The organism is Vibrio sp. R-1, from assembly GCF_035615595.1.
In the GTDB taxonomy this organism is placed as follows: domain Bacteria; phylum Pseudomonadota; class Gammaproteobacteria; order Enterobacterales; family Vibrionaceae; genus Vibrio; species Vibrio cholerae.
In genome coordinates this window covers 1-12,929 of sequence record NZ_WPDC01000091.1, presented here as the reverse complement: position 1 = coordinate 12,929, position 12,929 = coordinate 1, and the positions used below count along the sequence as shown (strand labels likewise).

At 48.8% G+C, this 12,929-nt stretch carries 7 protein-coding genes; 4 read left to right on the top strand and 3 right to left on the bottom strand.

Annotated features, from left to right (window positions below):
* Positions 1 to 80 precede the first annotated feature (80 nt).
* On the bottom strand, positions 81 to 2,450 hold the full coding sequence (locus GOU96_RS14910) for a YgiQ family radical SAM protein (protein WP_001960348.1): 2,370 nt from the start codon (positions 2,448 to 2,450) through the stop codon (positions 81 to 83).
* 279 nt (positions 2,451 to 2,729) lie between these two features.
* On the opposite strand from GOU96_RS14910, the gene GOU96_RS14905 reads away from it, so the two are divergent.
* Positions 2,730 to 5,186 (top strand): EAL domain-containing protein, encoded by a 2,457-nt coding sequence (locus GOU96_RS14905; RefSeq protein ID WP_267781550.1) that lies wholly within the window; start codon positions 2,730 to 2,732, stop codon positions 5,184 to 5,186.
* A gap of 133 nt (positions 5,187 to 5,319) precedes the next feature.
* Here the strand turns inward: GOU96_RS14905 and GOU96_RS14900 are convergent, their stop codons facing one another.
* Positions 5,320 to 8,088 carry a M16 family metallopeptidase gene (locus GOU96_RS14900; protein WP_267781552.1) on the bottom strand — a complete coding sequence of 923 codons (2,769 nt, stop codon included), beginning with the start codon at positions 8,086 to 8,088 and terminating at the stop codon, positions 5,320 to 5,322.
* Between the two features lie 223 nt (positions 8,089 to 8,311).
* On the opposite strand from GOU96_RS14900, the gene GOU96_RS14895 reads away from it, so the two are divergent.
* Positions 8,312 to 8,998: a hypothetical protein gene (locus GOU96_RS14895; protein WP_114779798.1), complete on the top strand. Its 687-nt coding sequence runs from the start codon at positions 8,312 to 8,314 to the stop codon at positions 8,996 to 8,998.
* Positions 8,999 to 9,114: 116 nt separating this feature from the next.
* Positions 9,115 to 9,315, top strand: a complete 201-nt coding sequence (locus tag GOU96_RS14890; protein ID WP_000366101.1) for a DUF4250 domain-containing protein — start codon at positions 9,115 to 9,117, stop codon at positions 9,313 to 9,315.
* Positions 9,316 to 9,321: 6 nt separating this feature from the next.
* On the opposite strand, the gene metR is transcribed toward GOU96_RS14890, so the two are convergent.
* Entirely contained in the window at positions 9,322 to 10,239 is a 918-nt protein-coding gene (gene metR, locus GOU96_RS14885; protein ID WP_123162754.1) for an HTH-type transcriptional regulator MetR, read from the bottom strand.
* Positions 10,240 to 10,509: 270 nt separating this feature from the next.
* Here metR and metE point away from each other — a divergent pair, with 270 nt between their 5' ends.
* A complete protein-coding gene (gene metE / locus GOU96_RS14880) occupies positions 10,510 to 12,795 on the top strand; it encodes a 5-methyltetrahydropteroyltriglutamate--homocysteine S-methyltransferase (RefSeq protein ID WP_001886778.1) in 2,286 nt (761 codons plus the stop codon).
* Positions 12,796 to 12,929 lie beyond the last annotated feature (134 nt).

The window sequence follows — 12,929 nt, the reverse complement described above, 5'->3', positions numbered from 1 at the left end:
GGGGAGAAGAAGGGCCTCCCATAGACATGGGGGGGGAGAAGGAACTCTCCCGAGAAGCGAGTGAAGAAGGCAAATAGGGTTTAACGTGCGCGTTGCGGCTGACGCTGAGTATTACCACGACTGGCAGGACGGCCAGAGCCTTGTGGTTTACCGCCTGTGGCTGAGCCGCGTTGACCTTGTTGGCCTCGGTTTTGTTCACCGCGAGCAGGTTGGTTGCCCGTAGGTTTGTTCGCCGTTGGCTTACTGCCTGTCGGTTTACCACCGGTTGGTTTGCCCTGATTCGATTTATTGCCACTATTCGGACGACCTTGGCCACCAGATTTGTTACCACGCAGCGCATCAAAGCCCGGTTGGCTATGCGTATGCTTGGTCGCAAAACGATTCGCGCCATGACGACCTGATTTGCGGCTTTGTGCTGGGGTGACTAGGTCTGAATCTTTTTCTGGGATCAGACACTCAGGGCGGTCACCAATTAGATGACGTTTGCCCATCGCAATCAGCGCTTCGCGAATCATCGGCCAGTTGGCAGGATCATGGTAGCGCAGCAGAGCTTTATGCAAGCGACGTTGCGCTTCACCTTTCGCCACTGGCACCTTTTCCGGTTTCTTGTATTTCACGCGTTTCAGCGGGTTCACTTCTGCGTGATACATCGCGGTAGCATTACACATTGGCGATGGGTAGAAGTTCTGTACTTGGTCACAACGGTAGTTGTTGGATTTCAGCCACAGTGCGAGGTTGACCATGTCTTCATCTTCAGTCCCCGGGTGAGCGGCAATGAAGTAAGGGATCAGATACTGTTTTTTACCTGCTTCAGCGCTGTATTTTTCAAACAGCTCTTTAAAGCGATCATACGTCCCCATGCCCGGTTTCATCATCATGCTCAGTGGGCCTTTTTCCGTATGCTCAGGAGCAATCTTCAAATAGCCGCCGACGTGGTGAGTCACCAGCTCACGCACGTACTCAGGCGATTCAATCGCCAAGTCGTAACGTACACCAGAAGCGATCACCACTTTCTTAATACCCTCCACATCACGCGCTGCACGATACAGATCGATAGTGTGTTTGTGGTCGGTATTCAGCTTATGACAGATTCCTGGGAAGACACAGCTTGGGCGACGACAGTTCGCTTCTGCTTTTGGATCTGAACAGCCGAGGCGATACATGTTCGCGGTTGGGCCACCCAAATCGGAAATTACACCGGTAAAGCCCGGCACTTTGTCTCGGATTTCTTTCAGTTCATTGATGATCGACTCTTGTGAACGGTTCTGGATGATGCGTCCTTCGTGCTCGGTGATAGAGCAGAATGAACAGCCACCAAAACAGCCGCGCATGATGTTGACCGAAGTCTTGATCATGTCGTACGCCGGAATTTTCGCATCGCCATATTTAGGGTGCGGAACACGGGCGTAGTAAAGGCCAAACACGAAATCCATCTCTTCCGTGGTGAGCGGGATCGGTGCTTGGTTAACCCACAGTTCACGGTCACCATGACGCTGCACCAGCGCACGGCCTGAATAAGGGTTGGTTTCTAAATGCAACACACGGCTGGCGTGCGCGTACAAAATACGGTCATTAACCAGTTTTTCAAACGAGGGCAGACGCACCGCGGTGGTTTTCGCATCATGGCGTGATGGGCGAATGGTGATGGGTTGAGCTTCTTCTTTCTCATCACCTTTGGTCGCGCACTGGGTTTCCACTTCATACGGATTGCTTGGCACAAACGGTTTGTTTGGCTGATCAATGCGGGTGGAATCGATAATCTTAAAATGTTCAGGTACTTGAGCCAAATTGACAGCCGTACCGCGAATATCAACCATCTTATTGATTGATTCGCCATTGGCTAAGCGGTGAGCTACCTCAACCAGTGCGCGCTCGGCGTTACCGAACAGCAAAATATCGGCTTTCGCATCCAGCAAGATTGAGCGGCGAACTTTGTCTGACCAGTAATCGTAATGCGCGACACGACGTAGGCTGGCTTCAATACCGCCAAGCACAATCGGCACATCTTTGTAGGCTTCACGACAACGTTGTGAGTAAACCAATGAACAGCGATCAGGACGCATGCCGCCTTTATTGTTTGGGGTGTACGCATCGTCGTGACGAATTTTTTTATCCGCCGTGTAGCGGTTGATCATTGAGTCCATGTTACCGGCGGTCACACCGAAAAACAGGTTCGGTTTGCCAAGCGTCATAAAGGCGTCTTTAGTTTGCCATTCTGGCTGTGCAATGATCCCAACTCGGAAGCCTTGTGCTTCAAGCAAGCGGCCGATGATCGCCATACCAAAGCTTGGGTGATCAACATAAGCATCGCCGGTCACGATAATCACATCACAGCTATCCCAGCCTAATTGATCCATTTCTTCACGACTGGTCGGTAAGAATGGCGCTGTGCCGAAACACTCGGCCCAGTATTTTTTGTAGTGGTGGATAGGGGTAACTTCGCTGTGCATATTTTGGCCTCAAGATTAAGAGGGCGGCATTATAGCGGCTTGCAAGGCCAGTATCTACCGTAACATTGCCCCGATTTTGCTAAGGGATTATTTCACTCTTACTTGCGAAATAATCCACGAAAGGAATCAAGGTCTAAAAGAAAAGTAGGCAAGTTAGTTTTTAGTTACTAATACTTTAGTTAGGGATAAGTTAACGTTATGCGTCAGAGTTCATTGTATGGGGTGACAAGCTGTTCTAAGGTGGTCACAGAATCAACATCATCAGTTTAGGGATACCGGATGAGTGTGAATGTATCAACCGTACAACCACAAAGTATCGGCTTCAAAACTCGTTATGCACCACTCGATTGGTGTTACCAGTTAGCCAGTCAGCACATGGATTACGATATTGTGATGTGGCAATCACTGGTGGGAAATTCTCGCTCGATTACCAAGCCCGACGATTTTCTTGAGTACTTGCCTTTGACTCAGCGCGAGGATGCCGCGGGCTTTTTCGCGCAAGCAGGTTCAGCGCCACAGAGTCTCAATACCTTATTGGTGAGCGCCGAAAAGTTGGTGGCATTAGTCTCGTTTTCGGTTGACGAAGTGAGTAGCCAGCTTGTTCGAGGGACGATTACACCATTACTGATTTTCCATTCTGGTATGGAATCCGCCTTTGCCTTTGATGCTTTATTTGATAATGACCATCATGGGGTTGTGATTACCGATGATCAAACGCGAATTTTGGCGTGCAATCGTTATTTTGAGCAGCAAACGGGATATCAACAAAATGAGCTACTGGGGTTAAAAACCAGGATGTTCAATTCGGGCAAACATTCGCAGCATTTCTATGTGGATATGTGGCAGCAATTGCGTGAGCAAGGCGGCTGGAGCGGCACGATTTTATCTCAGCGCGCTTCTGGTGAAGTCTGGCCACAAGACCTATCTATTAAACGTTTAAGTTCTCAGAAAGGACAGATCTTTTATATCGGCTTTACCACGGATCTGGCACCGCATTTGGATCGCGTACTGGATAAGCAAGCGGGCGATGTCGAATTGCTGACACAATTACCGACGCTGTCTAAATTCAGTGCTCAGTTGAAACAGCGTTTACCTAAGCAGCAAACCACCACTGGATTTGTGTTGGCAATACAGCCTAAATTCAGCAGCGATAAATACTATGCGCAGATCCGCCGGTTGGCTGCCAGTTTAGCGCAGAACCGGCAAGTGCAACTGTGTGGTTATCACGGTGAAGGGATTTTTCTGTGTCAGTTGGATGCGGAGAAAAACCTAGAAGCTCAGCCTTTGGTAGGGTTACAGCGCACTTTACGCCAGTTTTTTATTGAGTTACGACAACGAGGTGGGCAGGAAGCTCATCAAGCCGTTGCTAAGGGGCGTTTAGGGGTTTCGGTGTTAAATGTGGATACCGATAAAATAGAGCGCCTCGTTCCCCATGCCATCCAAGCCATGTTGGAGCACCACGCGGGGGAAACTCGACATATCAACTTTTATGATCGCGCAATCCATCAGCAGATTGAGCGTCGTAAAACACTGGAAAAATGGGTGCAGAAATGGATAGCAAATGGCGATGTCGAAGTGTTTTATCAGCCCATTGTGGATAGCCAGAGTTGGTCTGTGGTGAAGTTTGAGGCGCTGTGCCGTTTTCAAGCTCCTGAGATTTTACATGCATCAACGCAAGAGTTAATTTCGATAGCCGAAGAGCTGGGGCTGATCAATCAGTTGGATGAGTTGATTGGCGGCAAAGCCTTAAAGGATCTGCCTAAAATTCACGCCTTATTTGGTCACCATGTGGGAGTCAGCATCAATCGTTCGTTAAACAGCGACTTGAGTGCTGAGCAGATTTTACAAAGCGTGGTTGACATGCTCGCTGAAACGCCGACTTTGGCGAAAAATATCACGGTGGAGTTAACGGAAACGGCTTACTTTGACTCTCAATCACAGGGAGGCGAAGTGCTGCAGCATTTACGAAATCGTGGAGTCACTGTTGCGATTGATGATTTTGGAACGGGCTTTTCTTCGTTCTCTTACCTCACGGAGTGTCAGTTTGATTATTTGAAAATCGATCGAGAGTTTGTGACCAATATCGAAGTGGGGTCACGCCGCTATGCCATCGTAAAAATGATGACCGATCTTGCCCATACTTTGGGTGTTAAGGTTGTCGCCGAAGGGGTAGAGACTGAGCATGAAGTGTATGTCCTCAAGTCGCTGGGAGTAGATCTATTACAGGGATTCTTTTTCGCCAAGCCTTTGCCACTGAGTAACCTTATTCATGCCTCGGATTATCGTAAACATCTTAAGTTGACCAACCGTGAAGCCGATAAGCAATCAAGCGAAATTACAACATTGCAAAGTTTAGCGTTTTTCACTCAATATCGGCTCGACCCCGGAGATCCACTCTCGTTGGCGGTGGAATACTTTAACGCGGTGCAGTCCGATGTTTTACCGGTCGTTACGGCTGGAGAATGTGTCGGCTTGGTGGATAGAGCCGCGCTGAATTTACACCTTACACCTACCATGGGTACTGAATTGGAAACGGCACGTGAAGCCGCTATTTGGCGCAAACCCGTCAATCAAATCATGCGCACGCCGCAAGTCAAACTGGCTCATGATACAGACCTCAAGCTATTAGCCTCGTTGCTCAAAACCAATCCACCGCCACCTTGGGTTTTAGTCGAGGGTAATAGATACAAAGGGATTGTGACTGCGCCGCGTCTGCTCGCTTATTTAGCGAGTTGATACAGTCAGCAAGGCTGAGAGGAAATATAGGTTCCCCAAAACGCCACTCATAACAAAGCCCGCTTGGCGGGCTTTGTTTAGGTTGAATCATGAGTGTTGCACGAATTATTGATTCGATGAGCGTGCTCAGCGCTTAGCCTTTAGGATTAGCCTTAGGCGTCATGATCAGCTCTTGTGACATCGTATCTTTCCCAAATAACGCTTGAGCTCGTTGGTTGACTTCGCTGAGGGTGATGGATTGTGTCATCTCCTCAAACTTGTAGATGGCCTCAATCCCATAATGATGAATCGCATAACGTACCACGGTGTAGGCTTGTTGCGCAGGTGATTTCTCAAGTGTTTTCATATCTATCAAGAACTTCTGCTTAACGATATCCCATTCTTGCTGCGTCACACCTTGGGCAAGCTCATTCGCAACTTCATGCATCACTTTGGCCACTTGTGGTTCACTTTTCGGATCAACTAAGGCTGACAGTATCCAATCATTGAGAATATCTCCATCGACCACGTAAGGGATCACTTGTGGCGTGTAGTCTAAACCTTGATGCTCGCGAACTTCAGTGAGTAAACGCTGAGTCGCAATACGTTGCAACATATCATCGATAAAGACGGTTTTTGCTGTACGCGGCTGAGTTTCAGAGAGCAGGCGTAAGGAATATTGAGTCGAGTTTTCATTGTTAAGTGCTAATTCTAGGCGTGGTACAACCGGTTTGAGCAACTGGCTGGTCATAGGTGAAAGCGTTCCCTTGGTCAAAGGTAAGCTTGCTACGTACTGACGCAACATCGGGGTGATTTGAGAGCGCTCAATATCACCGACGATGACCAGCGTATTATTGCGTCCTTCACTGAAGAGACGTTGATGAACCTGCTCAATTTGCTGTGCCGTGACTTGGGCGACCTGTTCAGGAGTGCGCATTCTGTATGGGCTGCCCTCGATAAAGCTTTGATGGCTGACCTCACGTATGAAAGTGCCGATAGGAGAGTCAAAATACGTACTACGATTTTGAGTAAATTCGGTTTTCACTGAATTGAGCTGATCAGGGCTGACTTTGACTTGAGTTGACAATAAATGGAGTATTTCCAGCAGCTCAGGTAACTCTTGCGCTTTACTATTGGCTTCGAAACCATGACTGGTCGATGCAATATAGTTATAGAAACCAATGTCTTTCTGACGAAGGTAGCGATCAAACTGAGAGCCGTTCAACGTATCTAAACCACTTCGCATTTGCACTGCAGGAGCAATTTCGGCGGCAGGGAGTAGGTCTGCAGGTAACGCGAATTGGCCACCCGAACTGGCGTATTGAACAAAGACGCGATCTTTGGCTTCAAGATTGCGCAGATAATAGACGTCAATACCGTTATCAAGCTGCCAATAAGTCACCTGTGGGTCGTCATTGATATCGAGTTGTTTCACCACTTCGCCCGCAGTAAATTGCTGGGTGAATGGGCTATCGATTTGTTGATCGATAGGCTGATTGCCAGGTTGCGCTAGGTCGTTACGCCATTGTGGCAAGGCATTTTTCAACGCTTGCGTATCTTCAGTGGCCGCAACGCCAACAGCCCAGATAGGGCTTTGGCTCAATTGCTGTTGGATATGACGATTGATCATTTCAGGTGTCGCGGAAGCAATAAACTCGCTCAAGCTCGCTTGGTAATCGAGCGTCGCTTGGATCGGTGTATCAAACACAATCGAGTAGACTTTTTGATTGGCATGACTCGCTGGGGTTATGGCTTCGCGATCTTCTTGCAAAAAGGTTAAGTGCTCACGATAACCGCGCATAATGATATCCAACTCATTTTGGGTCACCCCGTAATCACGCATTGAAGCGAGGGTTTCCAGCAACAAGGCTTGCACTTTCTCTCGTTGTTCGGCCGCAAACCCGACGCTAATGAGAGTGTAACGTTGACCTTCGATTTCATAATGGGTTGCGTAAATGCCGGTTATGGCCTGCGCTGCATCATTGAATGCCGCTACTAGGCGTGTGTGCAGGAGTTGTTCGCCGACATCGTCGCGCCAAAACTCTTGCTGGCTGGCATAGTCTTTAATCGCTGCTGAGCCTTGGGGGAAGATCAAGGTTAGGCTAGGAGATTCACCTGCAGTCACCGGAGCGACTAGGTCTTGGTTATTCAGGGCTTGGTGATAAATCGAAGCTGGCTTTTCGGTGGTGCCTTTCTTCCATGAGGAGAAATAGTTCTCAACCCACTGTTGGCCTTGTTCAAGGGTAAAGTTACCAGTAATGACCAGTTCCGCTAATTGAGGTTGATACCACTGTTGGTAGAAGGCTTTCAAACTGTCTGGAGTGGCGGCTTGCACCAACTCGCGTGAACCGAGGGGATCGCGATCCGCGTAGGAGGTTCCTTGGATCTGGTGCAGATAAAACTGCTGCTCTAAGCTCATGTTTTCTGTGCGTGAGGCGCGAAACTCTCCCAAAATCACCCCTTTCTCTTTTTCGACTTCATCAGAGTCAAACGCTAAACCGTCAGCAATATCAGCAAACCACAATAGCGCTTTATCGATATTTTGCGCATTAGGTAGGTCGAGCTGATAAACCGTGCGGTCGTAGCCGGTTAAAGCGTTAAAGTCCGCACCAAACTGGGCACCACTTTGCTCAAACATACGAATCACATCGTTGTGCTGATAATGGCGGGTTCCGTTAAACGCCATATGTTCGATGAAGTGAGCGTAACCCGCTTGCTGCGCGGTTTCTTGCATTGAACCTGCGTGAACGTACAAACGAATAGAGACTTCTTGTTCACTGTCTGGGTAGAGATGGTAAGTAAGGCCATTGGGCAGTGTTTGAGTGACCCAGCGTTGGTCGGGTTGGAGTGCGCGGTTGGTTTGTTGTAAGGCGCAACCGGCGAACAGGATGCATAAAATGCTGACTAATAATCGAATTTTCATATCATTCTCTAGTTATAGTTGGACGGAAACTATAACGCATTGTGATGTTTTGTCGCTCCACTTTTGTTTGGCTTGCTGCACTTTTAGCCATTTTGCGATCTGGTCTGAGTAGTTAGCACCACCGGAGTTTCATCCACAGAGGAAATTCGCGGCCGCTGCTTGGGGTTATCGAAGGAGGTTTGCTATTATCTGCCACCTCGACAGCTCTCTGATTTGGCAAACTATGCTTTATTCTCTGATTTCCGTATTCGCACCTATGTTATTGGGCGCGCAAATCATTTTGACACTGGTGCTGATCAAGGGGGAAATTTGCCCCGGACAGCGTGGTCGTATCCACAAAGTATTGCCTGCGTTAGCGGTGCTCTGGTTGGCCGTGGCGTCGATCAAAATTGAAGCGTTTCTGGTGGTGTTTGCGCTGTTTTACTTCTATTCGCAAGTGCAGACTAAAAAAACGCGTGAGGAAGGCCCGCTTTGGGTGATGTATTTAGCCAATGGTTTAGCACTGGCTTACGTCGGGATTTTGATCAGCGAAGCGCCAGCATGGCCCGCATCGCTCACTATCTTTGCGGCAATTTTTCTGCTGGGTGCGATGTTCGGACATTTGCTACTGACACTGGCTCGCTCACGCTTACAAGCCTTTCATCGAATCTTGCCTGTGGTAGGGATTGTATCTGCCATGCTCACTGCGTTATGCCTCTTGCCTTATGTTTCTGGTTTGAATGACGAGCAACTGCAAACACTATTGATGCCGATTGTGATGAGCTTTGGCTTATTGATTACGGGTATCGTGGCGTGGTGCTGGCATTTGATCTCTGGCAAAACCGTCAATAAATGGCAGTTATTGCTCGCAGGGCTTTTGGTACTGGCATCCGCAACCGGATTCCACGGTTTGTATCAAATGCCGTTGTAGCGCAGTGGAGTGAAGTGCGTCGCACAGATCACTTTTCGTTACCCAAATAGCGACTATGCTTGATGAAGTTGGGGAGCGGAAACGCTGAGTGAAAACATTCAATCAGGAGTGATGTGATGGATCTGAGCAACGTACGAAATTTCGATAGCGTGATCTTGCTGGGCATCGTCAATGAAAAACTGCGTTTGGAATGTGACAGCCTGGATGAGTTGATCAGCACTTATGAAATGGATATTGAGCATCTGGTCGGTAAGTTAGACGTACTGGGTTATCAATACGATCCTCTTACCAACCAGTTCAAAGCTTATGCTCGGTAGTGATGCCTAAAGTGAAGCCATCTTGATCCCATCAAGGTGGCTTTTGCATTGTTGGCGTGCGGTAGCGAAAAAGGCTTGCAGGTAGCGTTTGTCTTTTTCGCTATGGCGAGTGGCGGCAAACAAGCGACGCCATAGCCCTTTACCTAACGGTTTACTGGTGATGAGCCCTTGGCGTGAAAACTCGCTGATTGCCCAATTGGGTAGTGCCGCGACGCCTAATCCTGCCGACACCATTTGTACCAGCATTAACGTATTGTCGGCTTGCTTCCAGCGTGCGGGCTCAACGCCTGCGGGTTGCAAAAAGTGCTTCACCACATCCAATCTTTGCTTTTGCACCGGATAGGTGAGCATGGTTTGATCGATCAAATCTTGGGGCTCAATACCGGCTTTGTCAGCCAATGGATGGTTGGTGGCGGTGATAAGGCGCATTTCAAAATCAAACAGTGGCTCATAATGCACTTCTGAGCGTGGCAAAATATCTGAGGTGATCACCAGATCCAATTCCCCCGCTAACAGCGCGGGTAGAGGCTCAAACCCAAAGCCGGATGAAAAATCCAGCGCCACATTTGGCCAGCTGACCTGATATTCGCGCAGGGCGGGCATTAGCCATTGAAAGCAGGAGTGGCACTCAATCGCCATGTGCAGGCGTCCATTCACATCTTCTTTAAGGCTCGCCAGTTCATTCTCGGCGCGTGACATCTTAGGCAAAATATCGTCCGCCAAACGCAGCAAAATTTCGCCTTCGGCGGTAAAACGCACTGGGCGTGTTTTACGCAAAAAAAGCTGCCCGCCAATTCGCGCTTCCAAGTCTTTAATCTGATGCGAGAGCGCAGACTGGGTGAGATGCAACGAGGTCGCGGTGGCGGTCAGTGAACCGGTTTCGCGTAGCGAGATCAGCGTTTTTAAATGTTTCAGCTCTATCATGAACTCTCCTCACTTATCCCTAAGCCAACATGAATTTTTAGCTAAGTTACGCCGATTTTTCGGAGCTGTAAACATCTAGATGGCTAAATCGGTAAAGGTAAATTGATAATCGCCAGTGCCAACATGAAAATTACTAATAAACAAGTTGAATAAATGAACCTTGTCCTCGAAGGCGTACAACGCGATAGTTTAGCCATCCAGACATCTTTCGATGTGCTGAGGCAGCTTAGAGCTTCTACGACCTATTAAGAACAGACAAAGGATTTTCACATGACAACGACACACATTCTTGGTTATCCCCGCATTGGCGAAAAACGCGAACTTAAATTTGCTCTTGAAAAATACTGGCGTGGTGAGATTGACCAAGCGGCTTTGAAACAGGTCGGTAGTCAAATTCGCCAAAAAAACTGGGCATTGCAAAAAGAAGCCGGATTAGACTTTGTGACCGCGGGTGACTTTGCTTGGTACGACCATGTACTCACCACCACGCTGTTACTCGGCCATGTGCCTAAGCGCCACAGCCACGGTTTTCCTGATTTAGATACTTTGTTCCGTGTCGGTCGCGGTCAGTCACAAAATGCTTGTGGTTGTGGAACGGGCAGCGCCGCATCGGATATGACCAAGTGGTTCAACACCAACTATCACTATATCGTTCCGGAGTTCAGCTCTAACGACACGTTTAATGTGAGCTGGCCACAACTGTTTGAAGAGGTGAATGAAGCGCTGCAGGCGGGTCACGATGTAAAACCAGTGCTGCTTGGCCCAATCAGTTACCTCTATTTAGGCAAAGAAGTGGAAGAGGGTTTTGATCGGTTAACGTTGTTGCCACGTCTATTGACCGCTTACCAAGCGATTCTGAGCAAGCTGGCGAAGCAGGGTGTGCAGTGGGTACAAATCGATGAGCCTATTTTGGCGTTAGAGCTGGAACCTCGCTGGCAAGAAGCATTTAAACTGGCTTATCAGGTGATCCGCGGTGACGTCAAACTGCTGCTGACCACTTACTTTGATTCAGTGTTAGACACGCTTGATAAGATAGTCGAACTGCCTGTCGATGGTTTGCATGTGGATATTTCGGCCGCTCCAGCGCAGCTCGAAACTATTGTGAACCGCTTGCCTTCCGATTGGGTGCTTTCTGCGGGGGTCATTAATGGCCGTAATGTTTGGCGTGCCGATTTGAGTGCCATTCTGGCTCGTCTACAACCTGTAAAAACCTTGCTGGGTGAGCGTTTGTGGGTCGCCAGTTCCTGTTCACTGCTGCACAGTCCAGTCGATCTGGATCTGGAAGGCGATCTGAGCGCAGAAACCCGCAGTTGGTTTGCGTTTGCCAAGCAGAAAGTGACCGAAGTCGCCTTGCTCGGCCGTGCTCTGGAGGGGGATGCCGCCGCAATTTTAGCGTGTGATACCTACAGCCAGCCGATTGCTGCGCGCAAATCTTCTCACACGGTGAACAAGGCTTCTGTGCAAGCGCGTATCAACAATATTACGGCGGCATTGGCAGAGCGGAGTGCGCCTTATATTGAGCGTGCTCATCACCAAGCAGAAGTGTTGGGTCTGCCTTTCTTACCGACCACGACCATTGGCTCTTTCCCACAAACGGGTGAGATCCGTACTGAGCGTAGTGCGTATCGCCAAGGCAAGCTGAGCGAGCAAGAGTATGTGCAAGCACTGAAAGGCCATATTGCTGATGCAGTGAAACGCCAAGAAGCACTAGGGCTAGATGTGTTGGTACACGGTGAAGCGGAACGTAACGACATGGTGGAATACTTTGCTGAAAACCTCGCCGGTTTCCAAACCACGCAGTTTGGTTGGGTGCAGAGTTACGGTTCACGCTGTGTAAAACCAGCGATTGTGGTGGCGGATATTGAACGTGAAAAACCGATCACGGTGGAGTGGTCAACTTACGCGCAATCTCTCACGTCTAAGCAGATGAAAGGGATGTTGACGGGGCCTGTGACCATTCTGTGCTGGACCTTCCCACGTGAAGACATCAGTCGCCAAGAGATTGCTCAGCAATTGGCGTTGGCACTGCGTGATGAAGTGGCGGATTTGCAAGATGCAGGCATCAATATTATTCAAATTGATGAACCCGCGATTCGTGAAGGTTTACCACTGAAAAAACGCGATCATCAAACCTATTTAGATTGGGCAGTGCAAGCGTTTAAGATTTCCGCGGGTAGCGCGCGTCCGGAAACGCAAATTCATACCCATATGTGTTACAGCGAATTCAACGAGATCATCGAATCGGTTGCGGCACTGGATGCCGACGTGATCACCATTGAAACATCGCGCTCCAACATGGAGCTGCTCAAAGCGTTTGAAGAGTTTAACTACCCGAACGAAATTGGCCCAGGCGTGTACGACATTCACTCACCGAACATTCCTGCACAAACATGGATTGAAGATTTGCTGCGCAAAGCAGCAGAAAAAATTCCAGCGCAGCGTTTGTGGGTCAACCCAGATTGCGGTCTAAAAACCCGTAACTGGCCAGAAGTGGAAGCGGCACTGACCAACATGGTGAACGCAGCGAAAGCACTGCGCGCAGAATGGCAAGCCTGATATACGCTTCCTACTTGAGGTTTACCTACAACGCCAAATAGTTTGAGTAAACCGTTAGAAACCGCAAAGGCCTCTTATGAGGCCTTTGTTCTTTTCGTTTGTGTTGTTCGAGAGTCAATCTGGAATATCCCCTT

What these genes read in the sequence shown, in the direction of transcription:
- GOU96_RS14910 (WP_001960348.1), bottom strand. Translation starts at nt 2,450, where the DNA reads ATGCACAGCGAAGTTACCCCTATCCACCACTACAAAAAATACTGGGCC.
- GOU96_RS14905 (WP_267781550.1), top strand. Translation starts at nt 2,730, where the DNA reads ATGAGTGTGAATGTATCAACCGTACAACCACAAAGTATCGGCTTCAAA.
- GOU96_RS14900 (WP_267781552.1), bottom strand. Translation starts at nt 8,088, where the DNA reads ATGAAAATTCGATTATTAGTCAGCATTTTATGCATCCTGTTCGCCGGT.
- GOU96_RS14895 (WP_114779798.1), top strand. Translation starts at nt 8,312, where the DNA reads ATGCTTTATTCTCTGATTTCCGTATTCGCACCTATGTTATTGGGCGCG.
- GOU96_RS14890 (WP_000366101.1), top strand. Translation starts at nt 9,115, where the DNA reads ATGGATCTGAGCAACGTACGAAATTTCGATAGCGTGATCTTGCTGGGC.
- metR (WP_123162754.1), bottom strand. Translation starts at nt 10,239, where the DNA reads ATGATAGAGCTGAAACATTTAAAAACGCTGATCTCGCTACGCGAAACC.
- metE (WP_001886778.1), top strand. Translation starts at nt 10,510, where the DNA reads ATGACAACGACACACATTCTTGGTTATCCCCGCATTGGCGAAAAACGC.